The organism is Janthinobacterium salmonicoloratum (genome assembly GCF_051380845.1).
Classification (GTDB): Bacteria; Pseudomonadota; Gammaproteobacteria; order Burkholderiales; family Burkholderiaceae_D; genus Janthinobacterium; species Janthinobacterium lividum_F.
This window is the reverse complement of sequence record NZ_JBNYXV010000006.1, coordinates 176,099-192,599: the sequence shown is the minus strand read 5'-3', so window position 1 is coordinate 192,599 and position 16,501 is coordinate 176,099. Positions and strand designations below refer to the sequence as shown.

General features: G+C 60.5%; 20 protein-coding genes. 5 read left to right on the top strand and 15 right to left on the bottom strand.

The genetic code is table 11. The annotated features are described in order from the left end of the window. Positions 1-14: 14 nt before the first annotated feature. Positions 15-1,667 carry a patatin-like phospholipase family protein gene (locus ACQ4WY_RS24060; protein WP_436506230.1) on the top strand — a complete coding sequence of 551 codons (1,653 nt, stop codon included), beginning with the start codon at positions 15-17 and terminating at the stop codon, positions 1,665-1,667. Positions 1,668-1,738: 71 nt separating this feature from the next. On the opposite strand, the gene ACQ4WY_RS24055 is transcribed toward ACQ4WY_RS24060, so the two are convergent. The 5 genes from ACQ4WY_RS24055 to ACQ4WY_RS24035 all read right to left on the bottom strand — a co-directional run bounded on the left by ACQ4WY_RS24055 (position 1,739) and on the right by ACQ4WY_RS24035 (position 5,226). After that, entirely contained in the window at positions 1,739-1,957 is a 219-nt protein-coding gene (locus ACQ4WY_RS24055) for a YqaE/Pmp3 family membrane protein (RefSeq protein WP_086139074.1), read from the bottom strand. Between the two features lie 93 nt (positions 1,958-2,050). Next, on the bottom strand, positions 2,051-2,632 hold the full coding sequence (locus ACQ4WY_RS24050) for a TerD family protein (protein ID WP_353658841.1): 582 nt from the start codon (positions 2,630-2,632) through the stop codon (positions 2,051-2,053). Positions 2,633-2,670: 38 nt separating this feature from the next. Further along, positions 2,671-3,366 (bottom strand): TIGR00266 family protein, encoded by a 696-nt coding sequence (locus ACQ4WY_RS24045; RefSeq protein ID WP_436506229.1) that lies wholly within the window; start codon positions 3,364-3,366, stop codon positions 2,671-2,673. Positions 3,367-3,439: 73 nt separating this feature from the next. Beyond that, positions 3,440-4,015 (bottom strand): TerD family protein, encoded by a 576-nt coding sequence (locus tag ACQ4WY_RS24040; protein ID WP_034784897.1) that lies wholly within the window; start codon positions 4,013-4,015, stop codon positions 3,440-3,442. Between the two features lie 131 nt (positions 4,016-4,146). Beyond that, positions 4,147-5,226, bottom strand: coding sequence for a DUF475 domain-containing protein (locus tag ACQ4WY_RS24035; RefSeq protein ID WP_353658842.1), 1,080 nt, complete (start codon positions 5,224-5,226; stop codon positions 4,147-4,149). A gap of 115 nt (positions 5,227-5,341) precedes the next feature. Here ACQ4WY_RS24035 and nhaR point away from each other — a divergent pair, with 115 nt between their 5' ends. From nhaR to ACQ4WY_RS24020, 3 genes are all read left to right on the top strand, one after another. After that, entirely contained in the window at positions 5,342-6,256 is a 915-nt protein-coding gene (nhaR, locus tag ACQ4WY_RS24030; RefSeq protein ID WP_353658843.1) for a transcriptional activator NhaR, read from the top strand. A 124-nt stretch (positions 6,257-6,380) separates the two neighbouring features. Next, on the top strand, positions 6,381-7,715 hold the full coding sequence (locus ACQ4WY_RS24025) for an MFS transporter (protein WP_436506228.1): 1,335 nt from the start codon (positions 6,381-6,383) through the stop codon (positions 7,713-7,715). A gap of 110 nt (positions 7,716-7,825) precedes the next feature. Then, a complete protein-coding gene (locus ACQ4WY_RS24020) occupies positions 7,826-9,166 on the top strand; it encodes a hemolysin family protein (protein WP_436506296.1) in 1,341 nt (446 codons plus the stop codon). Here the strand turns inward: ACQ4WY_RS24020 and ACQ4WY_RS24015 are convergent. Genes ACQ4WY_RS24015 through ACQ4WY_RS23990 form a run of 6 tightly spaced genes read right to left on the bottom strand, consistent with a single transcriptional unit; the run spans position 9,163 to position 14,332 of the window. Beyond that, complete coding sequence (locus ACQ4WY_RS24015; protein ID WP_436506227.1) at positions 9,163-10,242, bottom strand: AI-2E family transporter; 1,080 nt, start codon at positions 10,240-10,242, stop codon at positions 9,163-9,165. The two genes, ACQ4WY_RS24020 and ACQ4WY_RS24015, sit on opposite strands and share 4 nt — an antisense overlap. Before the next feature lie 43 nt (positions 10,243-10,285). Continuing rightward, positions 10,286-10,879: an SCO family protein gene (locus ACQ4WY_RS24010; RefSeq protein ID WP_436506226.1), complete on the bottom strand. Its 594-nt coding sequence runs from the start codon at positions 10,877-10,879 to the stop codon at positions 10,286-10,288. After that, the gene (cyoE, locus tag ACQ4WY_RS24005; protein WP_219116550.1) at positions 10,876-11,775 is read right to left on the bottom strand and encodes a heme o synthase; all 900 of its coding nucleotides are present in this window, start codon (positions 11,773-11,775) and stop codon (positions 10,876-10,878) included. Before cyoE ends, ACQ4WY_RS24010 begins: the two co-directional genes overlap by 4 nt. Further along, positions 11,776-12,945, bottom strand: coding sequence for a COX15/CtaA family protein (locus ACQ4WY_RS24000; RefSeq protein ID WP_436506295.1), 1,170 nt, complete (start codon positions 12,943-12,945; stop codon positions 11,776-11,778). It lies immediately after the preceding gene. A gap of 18 nt (positions 12,946-12,963) precedes the next feature. Then, complete coding sequence (locus tag ACQ4WY_RS23995) at positions 12,964-13,593, bottom strand: SCO family protein (RefSeq protein WP_353658848.1); 630 nt, start codon at positions 13,591-13,593, stop codon at positions 12,964-12,966. Further along, positions 13,574-14,332 (bottom strand): SURF1 family protein, encoded by a 759-nt coding sequence (locus ACQ4WY_RS23990; protein ID WP_436506224.1) that lies wholly within the window; start codon positions 14,330-14,332, stop codon positions 13,574-13,576. The genes ACQ4WY_RS23995 and ACQ4WY_RS23990 overlap by 20 nt, the downstream gene beginning before the upstream one ends. A 36-nt stretch (positions 14,333-14,368) precedes the next feature. Between ACQ4WY_RS23990 and ACQ4WY_RS23985 the strand changes: the two genes are divergently transcribed. After that, the gene (locus tag ACQ4WY_RS23985) at positions 14,369-14,569 is read left to right on the top strand and encodes a twin transmembrane helix small protein (protein ID WP_034748996.1); all 201 of its coding nucleotides are present in this window, start codon (positions 14,369-14,371) and stop codon (positions 14,567-14,569) included. Positions 14,570-14,692: 123 nt separating this feature from the next. On the opposite strand, the gene ACQ4WY_RS23980 is transcribed toward ACQ4WY_RS23985, so the two are convergent. Genes ACQ4WY_RS23980 through ACQ4WY_RS23965 form a run of 4 tightly spaced genes read right to left on the bottom strand, consistent with a single transcriptional unit; the run spans position 14,693 to position 16,488 of the window. Continuing rightward, positions 14,693-15,553, bottom strand: a complete 861-nt coding sequence (locus tag ACQ4WY_RS23980; RefSeq protein WP_353658850.1) for a cytochrome c oxidase subunit 3 — start codon at positions 15,551-15,553, stop codon at positions 14,693-14,695. A 40-nt stretch (positions 15,554-15,593) separates the two neighbouring features. Beyond that, positions 15,594-15,800: a DUF2970 domain-containing protein gene (locus tag ACQ4WY_RS23975; protein ID WP_034749002.1), complete on the bottom strand. Its 207-nt coding sequence runs from the start codon at positions 15,798-15,800 to the stop codon at positions 15,594-15,596. A 9-nt stretch (positions 15,801-15,809) separates the two neighbouring features. Beyond that, positions 15,810-16,382 (bottom strand): cytochrome c oxidase assembly protein, encoded by a 573-nt coding sequence (locus ACQ4WY_RS23970; protein WP_436506223.1) that lies wholly within the window; start codon positions 16,380-16,382, stop codon positions 15,810-15,812. Position 16,383: 1 nt separating this feature from the next. Beyond that, a complete protein-coding gene (locus ACQ4WY_RS23965) occupies positions 16,384-16,488 on the bottom strand; it encodes a cytochrome oxidase small assembly protein (RefSeq protein ID WP_219116544.1) in 105 nt (34 codons plus the stop codon). Positions 16,489-16,501 lie beyond the last annotated feature (13 nt).

The window sequence follows — 16,501 nt, the reverse complement described above, 5'->3', positions numbered from 1 at the left end:
CGCACAGATCACGCATGCATCCACGCTTATTCGCCCCATTTATCCTCGTTGCGCTGCTGAGCGGCTGCACGGTACTCGCCCTGCGCCCCAACAGCGGCGTCGAAAACCGCACGTTTACCGTGCAGGAAAGCCCGCGCCTGCGCATCGACGCGCCCAAGGCGCGCATCCAGAATCCCATGCCCAATGACCATTTCATCGGCATCGCCCTGTCCGGCGGGGGCAGCCGCGCGGCCAATTTCTCGGCCGCGTCGCTGGAGCAGCTGGAGCAGTTCGGCCTCGTCAGCGGCGCCTCGGCCATCTCCGGCGTCTCGGGCGGCGCCATCGCGGGCGGCTACTATGCGCTGCACGGCAAACAGACGGATTGGCCCTTGCTGCGCAGCAAACTAAAAACGGATTTCTTTGGCCAGACCATTTTGAAACCGGCCAACCTGACGACGATGTTGTTGACGAACAAGACGCGCACCTCGTTCCTGTCCGACGTGCTGGACGATGTGCTGTACGACAAAAAAACCTATCAGGACTTGCCGCACGACGGCCCCATCTTCCTGGCCAACGCGACGGACGCCACCGATGGCGGCAAGCGCGTGGTGTTTTCTTACGAGTATTTCTACAGCACCCTGCATTCGCCGATCCAGGATATCCGCCTGGCCACGGCCGTAGCCACCTCGGCCGCCTTTCCCGGCGTGTTCGATTCCGTCACCTTTGAACGTTTCCGCCCGAAAAACAGTTTCGTGCCGGAACTCGGTTCCGAATCGCGCGAATCGCCGTCCTACGTGCACCTGTTCGACGGTGGCGCGGCCGACAACCTGGGCGTGGAAACCCTGTGGGATGTGGCGCTGACGCAGTTGTATGGCAACGACATGGCCTTCGTGCCGCCGCGCCTGAACAGCAAGCCCTTCATCCTCATTTCCATCGATGCCAACGCACCCAATTCCAGCGCCGTATTTGAAAAGATGTCGGATGAGCGCCAGCCGCTGGACCGCATCTTCAACAAGAATATCTACGACGCCGTCGACGCCCTGTTTTCGCGCCAGCGCAAGGAAAACCTCGTCAAGATGGGCTTTGGGCAAGCCCGCTTCGATACCATCACGCATGAAAACTTTGGCGACCTGAGCCAGAAATTCGTCAAGGGCAAGCGCACTTCGGCTTTTGCCATCCCCGTGCTGTGCCGCCCCCACCTGGGCCAGTTCCGCTGTGAAGTCGATGCAGCCGATCCCTTGCCAGGCCAGATCCGCACGCGGCTGGAAGGCTTTGCCTGGCATATTTCCATCGACCAGATCGCCTCGCTGGCGCTGCGCCTGGCCAGCGAGGACGTGCAAATCGACGGTGCCCGCAAGGAAGAGCGCGCCGCCCTCGTCAAGCTGCAGCGCCTGGCCACGCAAACGAAAACCCATTTGAAGCTGACGGGCCCGGAAAATTGCAGCCCGGAAGTATTGCAATCGGCCCTGTACAGCGCGGCGCGCGTGCTGATCCTCGACGACGAAGAATCGCGCTTTGCCCTGTGCGACTACATGCTGGCGGGCCAGCTGATCAATGACGACACCGTCTGCAAGCAGCGCTATATCCACGCCGTACCCCGCTTTGCCATCGAAAGTGAAGATTTACAGTACCGCAACCTGAGTTCGGACGGCAATTCCGTGAACGTGCCGATACGCTGCAAGAAGTGAGCGCGCACAAAAAAAGCCCGCACGATTGCTCGTGCGGGCTTTAGCGCAAGGATTCCAAGCGCCCGGCTGATTTAGATCAACCGACTACGCCTGCGCATGTAGCTGCGGCTTAACGCACCTTCCAGTTCCTGCTCCGTTTTATGCTGGTTCACCGTGTACAGGGCCCACAGGGCCGCCGGCGCCCAGCCGATCACAGTGCACTGCATGATCAAGGCGGCAGCACCGGCCAGCGGGCGCCCCAGCATGAAAAACGTGAGACACGGAAGTAGCAAGGCTATCAGCAATCGCATCACGACATACTCTCCTTCAATATAGAGCAGCGGACAAGGGCCGGTATCCGGTCCGTCCCCCGCCCGCTGCGTACTGCTCCTTACAACTACAATTTATAGATGCACGGCAATCTGCGGCATGAGGTCGTCAAAGGTGCGACCGTTGCCGTTTTCTCCGATGGCGTGCATCTTCCATTCGCCGTTATGGCGGTACAGCTTGGCCATGATCTGTGCCGTGTGGGAACCTTGCACAGACAGGTTGAAACGCGCGACTTCCTGGTTATTGCTGGCATTCAAGATGCGGCAATAGGCGTTTTCCACCTGCGAGAAGTTCTGGCCAGTAAAGCTGTTGACGGTGAAGACCAGGCTTTTCACGTTCGCCGGCACTGTCGACAGATCGACATTGATCTGTTCGTCGTCGCCATCGCCCGCGCCCGTGCGGTTGTCGCCCGTGTGGACAATGCTGCCGTCCTTGCTTTTCAGCTGGCGGAACCAGACGATGTCGGACGTGCCCTTGTTTTCATCGAACATGACGCACGAGGCGTCCAGGTCGACGGCTTCCGTCTTCGAACCGAAACCGAGGAAACCCTTGGTCTTGACCGCATCCCAGCCCAGGCCCATGGTGATACGGGTCAGGGTGGCACCAGCTTCTTTGTCCAGAGAAATCTTCTGGCCCTTGCTCAAATTGACAGACATACGCTTAGCTCCTGTTTGGTTAGTTGCATTCACTGCTCTTACGCCGGCTTGCTTTGGGTCCAGGCGAGGAAGGCCGCGCGGTTGCGCGAACACACGAGGATTTTTCCCGTGCCTGAAAACTTCAGTACCATGCCCTCGCCGCTGGTCTGGCTATTGATCAGGTTCCCCAGAAAGCCGCCACTGCTGCCGGTCGTCATGGAAATTTCGTATTGCAGGCGGTTGTCCCAGCACACGACGTGCGAGTTATCGATCACCACGTCCTTGCCAGGCGTCACTTCCAGTGTCGACATCGCGCCAAAACCGGACACCGCCAACTGGCCGCTGCCTGCCGTCTCGGTGATGAAAAAACCACCGCTCTGGGCAAACAGCGCATTGCCAAGGCTTTGCGTGCGCACCTTCAATTCCACGCCAGCACTGGCCGCCACGAAAGCGCCGTCACTGATCATGTATTGCTGGGCGCCAACCTCGAGCACCCGCATCGCGCCGGGCAAGGTGGGCGACAGCAAACAATCGCCGTCGCCCCGCATGGCCTCGATATGCTGCTGAAAGAACGATTCCCCGTTGGCAAAGGTGCGCATCAGCGCGGCGCCGATGCCGCCAGTCATCTTGCCTTTCAGCTCAAGATTGGTTTCCATCATCACCATCGCGTTGGATTCGCAATAAATCTTCTCGCCCTTGGCAAGCGACACATGCAGGAACGGGTCGACATCCCCGGTAATATTGAAAACTGGCATACAACTGTTCCTTCCTTGACGATGATGGTGATGGTGGCGGCCCGCACCGCGGACCGCCTTTACTATTGACGACTTATACGCCGACGCCGAAAGACGCGGCGAGCGGGCCCAGGCCGCCTTTATATCCCTGGCCGATGGCCTTGAATTTCCAATCGGCGCCATTGCGGTAGATTTCACCGAAGACCATGGCCGTTTCCGCCGAACCGTCTTCCGACAGGTCGAAGCGGGCGATTTCCGTGTTGCCGTTGGCATTTACACAGCGTACATACGCCTTCGATACCATACCAAAGTTTTGCTTGCGCGCTTCGGCATCGTGAATCGTCACGCAGACGGCGATCTTGTCGATCTCGGCTGGCACCGTGGCCAGGTCGACGATGACGGTTTCATCGTCGCCATCGCCGGCGCCGGTGGTGTTGTCGCCCGAGTGGGTGACGGAACCGTCGCTCGACTTCAGGTTGTTGTAGAAAATCATGTCGACGTCGGCGCGTACCTTGCCGTCGGCCTTCAACAGGAACACGGAACCGTCGATGTCGAACGCGGCGCCATCGGTGGCGCGGGCATCCCAGCCCAGGCCGATGATCATCTTCGAAATGCCAGGGGCTTCCTTGCTCAGGTTGACGTTGCCGCCTTTTTGCAGACTGATTGCCATGATGTATTACTCCTATGTGGGTTGTATATGACCAAACACCTGGCGTCCTCCACCGGCCTGACTCCCCAGGCCGGCGGCGACGCTTGCTACAACTTGCCGACAAACCGGTGTAGTCGTTTGCCGCGCATTCTTTACACTGCTGTTGCCTTGACTGGTTCCAGCGCTTCCATCTTGCCTTCTTCGAGGGCCATCCTGCGCTTGTAGCGGATCGACGACCACAGCGAGGCGAGAATGAAGGCTACCCCGATCAGACCCGTGAAAATCTCGGGAATGTGGAACTTCATGCTGACCAACATGATCACGGCCAGGATACCGATCGCATAGTGCGCGCCGTGCTCCAGATAAACGAACTCGTCGAGCGTACCCTTGCGCACCAGGAACACTGTCATCGAACGCACGAACATCGCGCCGATCGCCAGACCCAGCATGATGATCACGACATCCTTGGTGATGGCAAACGCGCCGATCACGCCGTCAAAGCTGAACGAGGCGTCGAGCACTTCCAGGTACAGGAAGCCGCCAATACCGCCGCGCTTGATGATGTCGCCCATGTTGCCGTCGCCGTTATCGCCTTCCAGCAAGCCACTGATCACATCGACGCCCACGTAGGTCAAGATACCCCACAGGCCGGCCGTCAGGACCACCAGCTTCTGGCCTTCTTCGATCATCGACAGGCTGACCATCAGGGTACCCAGCGCGATCATCACGGAAATCGACGAGATCTTGCCCAGCGCACCCAGTTTTTCTTCAATACGGCCCAGCCAGTGCGTTTCTTTTTCCGAGTCCAGCAGGAAGTTCAGGAACACCAGCAGCAGGAAGATGCCGCCGAAAGCCGCCACTTCCGCATGGTGATTCGTCAGGTGCATCGAATACTGTTCCGGATTGCTCAGGGCCAGATTCCACACTTCCATCAAGCCCAGGTCCGCCGCTTGCGCGACGATGACCAGCGGGAACAGCAGACGCATGCCGAAGACGGCGATGATGATACCCACGCCCAGGAACAGGTTCTGCCAGAACTTGTCCCAGTTCTTCAGCACCGAGGCGTTGACCACCGCGTTGTCAAACGACAGCGAGACTTCCATCACGCCCAGAATCACCGCAATGCCCAATGCCGACAGCATGGTCGACACGCCACCGTGCGTGTAACCCCACCAGGCGGAAATGCCCAGGCAGATAAATGTCACTAGAAATGACACTCTGAAATGTTTCATCGATAGTTCCCCTTTATCCAAATTCAATGGAACGTAGTATAAGGACATGTGACACATTTAAAAATGGAAGATAATGGAAGTATTACTTCGTAAAAACAGAAGATAGGTGCATGCGATGAAAACGACCGGTTTCAATTACCGCCATTTGTACTTCTTTTGGGTCGTCGCCAAGGAAGGCGGCGTGACGCGTGCGGCGGAACGGCTGGGACTGGCCGTGCAAACCATCAGCACCCAGCTCGCCCTGCTGGAAAAGGAACTGGGCAAGTCCCTGCTGCAGCCGCAGGGACGGCGTCTGGTACCGACGGAAGCGGGCCGGCTGGCGCTCGGCTACGCGGACCAGATTTTTTTGCTGGGCGAACAGATGCAGGAAGCGCTGGCCGACACCGACGCGGAAAAGATGCGCCTGACGGTGGGCATTTCCGACTCGCTGCCGAAACTGATGGCGTATCGGATGCTCGACGCCACGCGCAGCCTGGACAAGCCCGTCAAGCTCGTGTGCCTGGAAGACGAATTCGAGTCCCTGCTGGCCGACCTGGCCCTGCACAAGCTGGACCTGGTCTTGACGGACCGTGCCGTGCCGGCCGGCGCCAGCCTGCGCGTGTCCAGCCACCTGTGGGGAGAGAGCGCCATGAAGCTGTTCGGCATCCCCGCGCTGGCCGGACAATACCGCGACAATTTCCCGCACAGCCTGCACGGCGCGCCATTTCTGCTGCCCGCGCGCAATAACGCCTTGCGCGGGCGCATCGACGAATGGATGGTGCAACAGGGCGTGCGCCCCGACGTGGTCGGTGAATTCGAGGACAACGCCATGCTCAACGCGTTTGGCCGCAAGGGACTGGGCCTGTTCTTCGCGTCCGCCAGCCTGGCGGCCGATATCGAGGAGCAATTCGGCGCCGTGCTGGTCGGTGACGCTTCGTCCCTGCGCGAGCAGTTTTATGTCATCTCGAACGAGCGCAAGATCATGCACCCGGCGCTCGATGTGATCCTGGCGGCCATTCAGGGCCACCCGAAGATTCACAAGGAAACCTGATAAATCCATTCGAAAATAACGTTTGAATAATCAATCAAAAGCGATTGTAATGAAGCCTGAGACAAACACGCGCCTGTCCCTCGCCGGAAGGGCGCGATCACCATAAAAAAACAGGAGCGGCACCATGTCCACGGCAGGCAAGACGATCGATATTCCCGATCTCATCAATAACAACAAGATCGGCTCCTTCCAGATCGGCATGCTGATCCTGTGCGGCCTGTGCGTCATCATGGATGGCTTCGACGTGCAAGCCATGGGCTATGTGGCGCCCGCCATCATCGCCGACTGGCATGTCAGCAAGGCCAACCTGGGGCCCGTGTTTGGCGCGGGTTTGCTGGGCATGCTGGTCGGCTCGCTCGTCTTCAGCATCACGGCCGACAAGTTCGGCCGCCGCCCCGTGCTGATCGGCTCGACCATCTTCTTCTCGCTGTGCATGCTGGTCACGCCGCTGGCGACGAACATCGAGCAATTGCAGCTGATCCGTTTCATCACGGGACTGGGCCTGGGCGCCGTGATGCCAAACGCCATGGCGCTGGCTGGCGAATACAGCCCGCTGCGCAAGAAAGTCACCCTGATGATGCTGGTCTCGTGCGGCTTTACCCTGGGCGCCGTGCTCGGCGGCCTGTTGTCGGCCGCGCTGATTCCCGCATTCGGCTGGCAATCCGTGTTTTACGTGGGCGGCGTGGTGCCGCTGGTCATCGGCGTGCTGATGTTCTTCCTGCTGCCGGAATCGATGCAATTCCTGGTGCTCAAGAAGCGCAAGCTGGACAAGGTGGCGCAGTGGTTGAAGCGTATCGACCCGACGGTGACCATCACGGCCGACACGCAATACGTCGTGCACGAGAAGGAACACAAGGGCGCGCCCGTGCTGCAATTGTTTACGGGCGGCCGCGCGAAGATGACGATCTTACTGTGGGTCATCAACTTCATGAACTTGCTGAACTTGTATTTCCTGTCGAACTGGCTGCCGACGATCGCCAAGGAGGCGGGCCTGTCGACGGCCAACGCCGTGCTGGCCGGGACGGCCCTGCAAGTGGGCGGCACCATCGGCACCCTGGTCATGGGTCAGCTGATCGACCGCTCCAGCTTCCGCCGCGTCCTGCTGCCGTGCTTTTTGGTCGCCGCCGTGGCGATCGCCCTGATCGGCCGTCCGGACGTGTCGCTGGCCTTCCTGTTCATCACGATCTTCATCGCCGGCTTTTGCGTGGTGGGCGGCCAGCCGGCCGTCAATGCCCTGGCTGCCAGCTACTATCCAACCACCCTGCGCTCGACGGGTATCGGCTGGAGCCTGGGTATCGGACGCATCGGCTCCATCATCGGCCCCGTGCTCGGTGGCGAGCTGATCCGCCTGAACTGGCCCAACAGCACGATTTTCCTCGTCGTCGCCATCCCCGCCATCGTCTCGGCCGTCATGGTCTTTGCCATGCGCGGCGGCCCGCAAACGGCGGCCAAAGCGTAAGGGCACCGGCCGCGCGCCCGCTGCTACCAGGCGGCAGGCGCGGCCAAATTAGGCTATGGCGCCCTTCGTCGTTTAAGATGACGTTTTTACAGTCCATCTTCCGCGCCCCCATGCACAATGTCTTGCTAGTCCTGCTCGCCCTCTTCCTGGTCGCGCTGAACGGTTTTTTTGTTGCCGCCGAATTTGGCATCGTCACCTTGCGGCGCACACGCATCCGCGCCATCGCTAAGACACAGGGATTGCGGGGCCGCATCCTGGCCAAGGTGCATGGCCAGCTGGACGCTTACCTGTCCGCCTGCCAGTTGGGCATCACCCTGGCGTCGCTGGGCCTGGGCTGGGTCGGTGAACCGGCGTTTGCCGGCTTGCTGGAGCCGCTGTTCGGCGCCATCGGCGTCACGTCGCAAGAGCTGATCCACGGCGTCTCGTTTGTCGTCGCCTTCAGCGTGATTTCCTTCCTGCATATCGTCGTGGGCGAACTGGCACCCAAATCGATGGCCATCCGCAACCCGGAAGCCGTCGGCCTGTGGAGCGCGATTCCCCTGTATGGCTTCTACTGGGCCATGTATCCGGCCATTTACCTGCTCAATGCCAGCGCCAACTGGGTGCTGCGCATGGCGGGCCTGTCCGGCAAGGGCGGCCACGATGCCCATTATTCATCCGAAGAATTGAAACTGATCCTGCGCACCAGCCAGCCCGGCGAGAAGTTTACGCGCGACGAACGCAACATCCTGGCGCAGTCGCTCGATTTCGAACAGATGACGGTATCGGACCTGATGCGCCCGATCAATGAAGTGATCGCCCTGCACGCTTCAAACACCCTGGAAGAAAACCTCGACACGGTGCTGCGCAACCGCTTCAGCCGCTACCCGTATTTCGACATGAATGAAGACGACGTGCTGGGCGTGGTGCACTTGAAGGACCTGTTCTTTGCCCAGCAAGCGGGCAAACCGATCACCTCGCTCACGCCGTTTCTGCGCCCCGTGGACATCATTTCCGCGCGCACGCCGGCGCTAGAACTGTTCCGCCGCTTCCGCGACGGCGCGCCCCACTTCGCCCTGATCGGCGAAAAGGGCAAGCGTCCGCTGGGTTTCATTACTTTGGACAACTTGCTCGGCGCCATGGTGGGCGAAATCCGCGATGAATTCCGCCGCAATGAAAACGACTGGCTCAAGCAAAGCGACGGCACCCTGATCGGCAAGGCCAGCCTGCCCATCTTTTCGCTCGAACGCATCCTCGGCATCGATATCGAAAACGAGGAACTGGGGCTCGACGACGTGGAATCGGTGGGTGGCTTGATCATGGTCAAGCTGGGTGACATTCCGAAGCAGGGCCAGCGCATCACCTTTGTCGAATTCGACATCGTCGTCAAGAAAATGAACGGACCCCGCATCGTGCTGATCAAGGTGATCCCGAAACAGGAACGCGACCTCGATGCGGACTTGCGCGATTAATCTTTTTTCAAGGTAATCGTATCTTTTCCCTGCGGCACGGTGGTTTCCCCCACCGTCCACGTTTGCAGCAAGCTATATAGCACCGCCAGCAGGGTCGGCCCGATGAAGATGCCGACGAAACCGAAGGCCAGCACGCCGCCCAGCACGCCCAGCAGCACCAGCAAAAACGGCAGGCTGCTGCCGCGGCTGATCAGCATGGGTTTGACCACGTTGTCCACGCCGCTGATCAGCAGCGCGCCCCACACCAGCATGAAAATACCCCAGCCCGTCTGCCCATCCGTAAACAGCCAGATGGCGGCGCCGCCCCAGATCAGCGGCGGCCCCACGGGGATCAGCGAAAAGATGAAGGTGGCCACGCCCAGCAACGCCACGGCCGGCACGCCGGCGATCAGAAAGCCGATCACCGCCACCAGGGCCTGCGCCAGCGCCGTGCCCAGCAAACCGTACATGACGCCGCGCACGGTGCGGCTGATCGTCAGGCCCACGCCGGGCGCGCTGTCGCCGATGATGCGGCCAGCGCCCGTCATCAAGGCGCGGCTCAGCTGCTGACCGTCGCGGTAGAGGAAGAAGCTGACAAACACGGCCAGGCTGGTCTGTGCCAAACCCGTGCCCAGCAGGATGCCGCCCGAGGCGAGGAAGTGGCGCGCCGGTTCCAGCATGGTCTTGCCCAAATTCAGTAATTCCTCGCGGTCGGCGAGCAGGCGCTCCACGTAGCCAGCGATGGTTTCGCCCACCACGGGTATGCTGGCCAGCCAGGCCGGTGGATGCAGGCCGCCCGATTCCAGCGCGGTGCGCAACTGTTCATAGATGCGCGACACATTGTCGGCCAGGTTGTAGGTGACGAGGGCAAGCGGCAGCACGATGACCAGGATCAATGACAGGGTCATGATGGCGGCCGCCCAATTGCGGCGGCCTTTCAGGCGGTCGAGCAGGAGGATATACAGGGGCCAGCTGGAAATGCCCACGCAGGCGGCAAACAGCATGGCGGCGAGGAAGGGCCGCAAGACGAAAAAGCAGCCGATCAACAAGAAGATGATGGCTGCCAGGCGGGCATGGGGTTCGAAACGTTTATCCATGTACTGCGTATCCTGAAGATGGCGCCCCGGGGGCGCGACCGGGTCAGGATAGCAGAAGTTTAAGATCGTGCGCGATGGCGGCAGGCTTTTCGCCGTGGCGCACGAACAGGCGGATCTTGCCTTCGCGGTCGAAGACATAGGTGCCGGCCGTGTGGTCGACCGTGTAGCTCTCGTCCGTCTCGCCCTCGACCTTGGCGTAATACACCTTGAATTCCTTGGCCACCTTGGCCGTCGCTGCCGCATCGCCATACAGTCCCACGAAGCGCTTGTCGAAGGCCGGTACATATTCGGCCAGCAACGCTTGCGTGTCGCGCTCGGGGTCGACGGTGACGAACAGCACTTGCACCTGGTCCGCCTGGGGCCCCATTTCCTGCATCACCTGCGCCATGTCGGCCATGGTGGTGGGGCAGACGTCCGGGCATTGCGTGTAGCCAAAGAACACCAGCACCAGCTTGCCCTTGTAGTCGGTCAGGGTGCGCGAGTGGCCCGTATGGTCCGTCAGCGCGAACTCGCGCGCGTAGCCCAGGCCCGTCACGTCCGTATTCTTGAATTCCAGCTTCGGTGCGGCAGGCTTGCCGCAACCGGCCAGGACGGCGACCAGGGCGGCCGCCAACAACAGCGTCAGGTATTTTTTCATGTTCCGAGGGGTATGTAGTGGTCGACCAGCAAGGCCGCGAACAGCAATGCCAGGTAAATGATGGAATACGTAAAGGCTTTGCGCGCGATCAAGTCCGTGTAGTGGCGGTACATCTTCCAAGCGTAATACAGGAAGCCGGCGTTGAGCAGCACGGCCGAGGCCAGGTAGATCAGGCCGCTCATGCGCACGGCAAAGGGCAGCAAGGTGGTGGCGGCCAGCGCGATCGAGTACAGCCAGACGTGGAATTGCGTGAATTTCAAGCCGTGCGTGACGGGCAGCATGGGCAAGCCCGAGCGCGCGTAATCGTCGCGGCGGTACATGGCCAGCGCCCAGAAGTGCGGCGGCGTCCAGACAAAAATGATCAAGACCAGCAGCCAGGCCTGCATCGGCACGTCGTTGGCGACGGCCGCCCAGCCCAGCGCGGGCGGCATGGCGCCGGACAGGCCGCCGATGACGATATTTTGCGGCGTGGCCGGTTTCAGCACCATGGTGTAGATCAGGGCATAGCCGACAAAGGTGACAAAGGTCAGCCACATGGTCAGCGGATTGACGAGGTGATACAGAATCGCCATGCCCAGGCCGCCGATCACCAGCGCGAACACCACCGTCTGTTTCACCGTGATATCGCCCATGGCCATCGGGCGGCGCGCCGTGCGGGCCATGCGCGCATCGATTTCGCGCTCGGCCAGGCAGTTGACGGCAAACGCGGCGCCGGCCAGCAGCCAGATGCCGAGGGTGCCGAACACCACCGCGTGCCAGTCCGGCAACTCCTCGCTGGCCAGGAACATGCCGATGACGGCGCAAAACACGGCCAGTTGCGTCACGCGTGGCTTGGTCAGCGCCCAGTACTGGGCGATGCGGGGGGATGGTTTACGGCTGATGGTCTGAGTAGTCATTTATGCGATACGGGAAGGACTGGCTGGTGCCGAGGGCACTGGCGCGGAGGCGGAAGCAGGTGTCCGCGCTACATCGAGTTGGAATTTAGCCTTGTAGTTTAACATGGTCAGCAATAACACGAGCAGCGCCGCGCCGCCGTTATGCAGGACGGCAATCGACAATGGCCAGCTCAGGTAAATCGTCGCCAGGCCCGTGGCTGCCTGCAGGGCCAGCACCAGCACCACCCAGCGCGCCGTGCCGCGCAGGGACGGCAGTTTCCACGCGCGCAATACCGTATAGCCGATGCCGGCCAGCACGATGAAGGCGAAATTGCGGTGCACCCAGTGGATGGCTGTCAGCGCGGAAAACGGCAGATAGTGGCCGGCGGCCGTCTTGCCCAGTTCGCGCCACAAATGGAAACCATGCTCGAAATCCATCTCTGGAATCACCTTGCCGCCGCACAGGGGGAAATCCGTGCAGGCCAGGGTGGCATAGTTGGTGCTCACCCAGCCGCCCAGCGCGATCTGCACCGTCAACAACACCAGCGACATGACGGCCAGCGCGCGCACGGGACGCAGCACGGCAGCGTCCGCATCGGCGCGCAGCAAGGGTTTGACGGCACGATCCTGGCGCCCGCCCAGCCATGTCAGCATGGCCAGCAAGCCCATGCCCAGCAACAAGTGGATGGTGACGATCACCGGTTGCAGCTTCAAGGTGACGGTCCAGGCGCCGAAGGCGCCCTGCAGGCAGACGAACAAAAACAGCGCCGTCGGCAGCGCCGGGGCGAATTCTTCGCGTTTGTTTTTCATCCACTGTCGCCACGCCTGCACCATCATCGCCACGATCAGCACGCCAATGGCCATGGCCAGGTAACGGTGCGTCATTTCAATCCACGCTTTTACCACCGTGACGGGGCCCGTCGGCATCAGGGTTTCCGCCGCCACGATATGCTCGTGCGCGAGGAAAGGATTGGCCGAGCCATAGCAGCCGGGCCAGTCCGGGCAACCGAGGCCTGAATCGGACAGGCGCGTAAAGCCGCCAAACATGATCAGGTCGACCGTCAAAAAGACGGCGATCCACACGAGCTTGCGGTATTTATTGGCGTCCGCGGACACCCAGACCATGGTCAGCGGCAGCAGCGCCACCAGCAGACCCGTCAAGCCCAGCTGGGCCAGCGCGGAAAGATGCATCGTCGGCATGCAGACTCCTCAACCGATCGCCGAAGCTTTGAGCAGCTTGGCGATGTCTTTCTTGATCTTGTTCGGGTCTGCGTCCTTCGGAAAGCGCATCATCAGATTGCCCAGCGGATCGATCAAATACAGATGGTCGCTGGTCTTGCCGCCCGGCTCCACTGGCAGCCAGGCTTTCAAGGCATCGCTATTGACGCGCAGCATGCTGGTGCCATCGAATTCGCGCATCACCAGGGTGTCGAGCGGCTGGGCATCCGTCACCAGCCAGACCCGTTCCAGGCGTTCGCGTTCCTTGCCCTGCATGAGGCGCAGTTGTTGCATGTCAAACAATTGCTTTTTGCACGCTTCCTGGCAATCGGATGGCCCCGTTTGCAGCAGCACCCACTTGCCCTTGAATTGCGCCAGCGGCGCCGCCTTGCCATCGAGTTCCGTCACCTGCAATTGCGCCTCGGGAATCGGATGCAGACGCGGGTCGATCAGGGCGCCGTAGTTGTTGCGGCCCGTGGGCTTGATGATGTAATACGTGAAATACGAGGCGATGATGGGAAAGGCGCACACGGCCACCACGGCCAGCAGTTTCCAGCGTCCCGTATTTTGTGCCTGCTTGCCGCTGCTGTCTTGCGTTGCTTCAGGGTTGTTTGTTTGCACGTCGAAATCCTGTAAAGACAAAAAATAAAAAAGCCATCAGTGCCAGTGCATACCACTGGAATGCATAGCCTCGGTGCTTGTCGGCGCCCAGGTCGGGCGCCGGCCAGTCGCGCACGGGAAGCTGGCTGGATGCTGGCGCTGTTGCAGTCCGATCAACTGCGGCGACTGTTTGTTCGAGAATGAAGGGTTGCAAGGCCAGGCCGCTGGCCTGTGCCAGCTGGCCGATGTCAGCATTTTGCACGATGGCGCGCGGCGCCAGCGGCGGCGCCGTGCCCAGCTCCATCACATGGCCCGCGTTCAGGCGCGCGATGCCGGCAATCGTGACCGTGCCGGCCGGCGTGGCGTAATCGGGAATGCGGGTGCGCTCGGTATTATTGCGCGGCAACCAGCCCTGCGCCACCAGCACGTGCGTGGCGGAACCGACAATCTGGAAGGGCGTGAGCACGTGGAAACCGGCCTGGCCCTTGTAGGGGCGGTTGTCCAGGTACACCGTCCAGGCGGGCACAAAATGGCCCGTGACGGTCACGCGGCGATATTCGATCGCTTGCGCATCGGCCGGCAGCAGGTGCGCGGCCGTCAACGCCAGGGGCGCGGCCAGGTTGCCCGCTTCCAGCCGGGCGGCGCGGGCGATTTTCTCGTCGCCACGGCGCTGCTGCCATTGCGCCAGCGACACGCCCAGGGCTACCAGTAGCAGCGTTACAACAAATGGAATCCATCTAAAATGGAAGCGGATACGCATTACAATGAAACCTCCTCAAGCCTGGCGCTACCATCCATGAAAATCCTCGTTGCCATTGCCTTCATCCTGATTCTGGGCAGCCTGGGCTCGGCCCTGTTTTTCCTCATGCGCGACAAGGGCAAGAGCAACCGCACCGTGCAGGCGCTGGCCCTGCGCGTGGGCTTGTCGATCACCCTGTTTTTGCTGATCCTGCTGGCGCACAAACTGGGCTATATCCAGCCGACCGGCATCCATTAGCGCCCGACATTGCCTGATTGGCAAATTCTTCGCACTAAGAAAAAAGCCGTACCTAGGATGTCCCGGTACGGCTTTTTTTATGGTGCCGGCGCGCCCCTCAACAACGCGCGCCCTGCCCCGCCATTATAACCAATACACGACCACGTACAGGCCCAGCCAGACGACGTCGACAAAGTGCCAGTACCAGGCGGCGCCTTCGAAACCGAAGTGGTGCTCGGGCGTGAAGTGGCCTTTCAGCACGCGGTACAGGATGACGGACAGCATGATGGCGCCCAGGGTCACGTGGAAACCGTGGAAACCCGTCAGCATGAAGAAAGTGGCGCCGTAGATGCCCGACGTCAATTTCAAGTTCAGTTCGCTGTAAGCGTGGATGTACTCGTAGACCTGGAAGCCCATGAAGATGGCGCCCAGCACGATGGTGGCGAACAGGAACAGGGCCGTCATGGCGCGGTGGCCCGTGCGCAGCGCGTGGTGCGAGATGGTCAGGGTGACGCCCGACGTCAGCAGCAGGGCCGTATTAATGGTCGGAATCCAGAACGGCGTCATGGTGGTAAATTCCTGCACCGTGCCGGCCGGACCCGTATTGCCCCAGTGGGCGGCGAAATCGGGCCAGATCACCTTGTGGTCGAGGTCAGCCAGCCATGGCATGGAAATGCTGCGCGCATAGAACAGGGCGCCGAAGAAGGCGGCGAAGAACATAACTTCCGAAAAGATGAACCAGCTCATGCTCCAGCGGAAAGAGTGGTCGATGCGCTCGCTGTACAGGCCCTGCTCCGATTCGCTGATGGCGTCGCCGAACCAGAAATACAGCACCAGCAGGATGCCCGCGATGCCCAGGTAATTCACGTACGGGCCCCAGGAGACGTCGTTGACCCAGGCCGAGGCGCCGATCATGGTCAGCAGCAGGCTGGCGCCGCCCAGCATGGGCCAGCGCGAGGGGCCGGGCACGAAATAATAAGGTACGGCGGCGTGGTTGGAACTCATCATCATCTCCTCAAAAACTTATAGGGTGGTTTTTTATAATTTATAAAACGACGAATTTAACAATCGAAATCAAGATGCCGATCAGGCAAGCCACCACCAGGAAGCCGGCGATGACGATGTGCACGGGATTGAGCTTGGCCGAATCCGTGTCGAAATCGCTCTTGCGGCGCAAGCCTGTGAATGACCACACGACGGCCCGCAGCGAATACAGGAACGACGCTTTTTCAGGCTGCTTGGATTCGCCCATGGCACTCTCCTATTGGACGGCCGGCGTCTGAGCCTGGCTCAGACCGGCAATCTCGAAAAACGTGTACGACAGGGTGATGGTCTTCACCTCTTTCGGCAGGGCCGGATCGAGGAAGAACACCACCGGCATCTGCCGCGCTTCGTTGGGCTTCAAGGTCTGCTGCTTGAAGCAGAAGCACTCGACCTTCTTGAAATGCGGCGTGGCGCTCTGCGGCGCGTAACTGGGGATGGCTTGCGCATTGACGACGCGGTTTTGCGTATTGACCACTTCATACATGACGGTCACCAGTTCACCCGGATGCACTTGCATGCTCGAGACGGTCGGGCGGAAGCGCCATGGTCCCTGCGCATTGCCATCGAACTCGACGGTGATACTGCGCGTCGTATCGACCTGCGTATTGTTGTCGTAAGCCACCGTGCCATCTTTTTGCGTCAGCACGTTGATGCCCATCACTTCGCAAATCTGCTTGTAGACGGGAATCAGGGCATAGCCAAAGCCAAACATCAGGACGGCAATGACGATCAGCTTGCCCAGCATCTTGCGGTTCAGGCCGCGTGTTTCCTGTTGGATCGGCGTCGTCACGTCAGAGCCACATGCGCTTGACGAACACGGACAGGAAGAAGAAGGCCGCCAGGGCGGCCAAGATCAGCCCGGTACGCAGGTTGTTCGGTTTTTTACGTTCGGTCATGACAGGCACTTTA

Bases quoted from the DNA above. Each gene is read 5' to 3' on its own strand.
- ACQ4WY_RS24035 (WP_353658842.1), bottom strand. From the start codon at position 5,226: ATGAAACATTTCAGAGTGTCATTTCTAGTGACATTTATCTGCCTGGGC.
- ACQ4WY_RS23965 (WP_219116544.1), bottom strand. From the start codon at position 16,488: ATGACCGAACGTAAAAAACCGAACAACCTGCGTACCGGGCTGATCTTG.
- ACQ4WY_RS24060 (WP_436506230.1), top strand. From the start codon at position 15: ATGCATCCACGCTTATTCGCCCCATTTATCCTCGTTGCGCTGCTGAGC.
- cyoE (WP_219116550.1), bottom strand. From the start codon at position 11,775: ATGACTACTCAGACCATCAGCCGTAAACCATCCCCCCGCATCGCCCAG.
- ACQ4WY_RS24020 (WP_436506296.1), top strand. From the start codon at position 7,826: ATGCACAATGTCTTGCTAGTCCTGCTCGCCCTCTTCCTGGTCGCGCTG.
- ACQ4WY_RS24010 (WP_436506226.1), bottom strand. From the start codon at position 10,879: ATGAAAAAATACCTGACGCTGTTGTTGGCGGCCGCCCTGGTCGCCGTC.
- ACQ4WY_RS24000 (WP_436506295.1), bottom strand. From the start codon at position 12,945: ATGCATCTTTCCGCGCTGGCCCAGCTGGGCTTGACGGGTCTGCTGGTG.
- ACQ4WY_RS24055 (WP_086139074.1), bottom strand. From the start codon at position 1,957: ATGCGATTGCTGATAGCCTTGCTACTTCCGTGTCTCACGTTTTTCATG.
- ACQ4WY_RS24045 (WP_436506229.1), bottom strand. From the start codon at position 3,366: ATGCCAGTTTTCAATATTACCGGGGATGTCGACCCGTTCCTGCATGTG.
- ACQ4WY_RS23975 (WP_034749002.1), bottom strand. From the start codon at position 15,800: ATGGGCGAATCCAAGCAGCCTGAAAAAGCGTCGTTCCTGTATTCGCTG.
- ACQ4WY_RS23985 (WP_034748996.1), top strand. From the start codon at position 14,369: ATGAAAATCCTCGTTGCCATTGCCTTCATCCTGATTCTGGGCAGCCTG.
- nhaR (WP_353658843.1), top strand. From the start codon at position 5,342: ATGAAAACGACCGGTTTCAATTACCGCCATTTGTACTTCTTTTGGGTC.
- ACQ4WY_RS23990 (WP_436506224.1), bottom strand. From the start codon at position 14,332: ATGCGTATCCGCTTCCATTTTAGATGGATTCCATTTGTTGTAACGCTG.
- ACQ4WY_RS24025 (WP_436506228.1), top strand. From the start codon at position 6,381: ATGTCCACGGCAGGCAAGACGATCGATATTCCCGATCTCATCAATAAC.
- ACQ4WY_RS23980 (WP_353658850.1), bottom strand. From the start codon at position 15,553: ATGAGTTCCAACCACGCCGCCGTACCTTATTATTTCGTGCCCGGCCCC.
- ACQ4WY_RS24050 (WP_353658841.1), bottom strand. From the start codon at position 2,632: ATGTCTGTCAATTTGAGCAAGGGCCAGAAGATTTCTCTGGACAAAGAA.
- ACQ4WY_RS24040 (WP_034784897.1), bottom strand. From the start codon at position 4,015: ATGGCAATCAGTCTGCAAAAAGGCGGCAACGTCAACCTGAGCAAGGAA.
- ACQ4WY_RS24015 (WP_436506227.1), bottom strand. From the start codon at position 10,242: ATGGATAAACGTTTCGAACCCCATGCCCGCCTGGCAGCCATCATCTTC.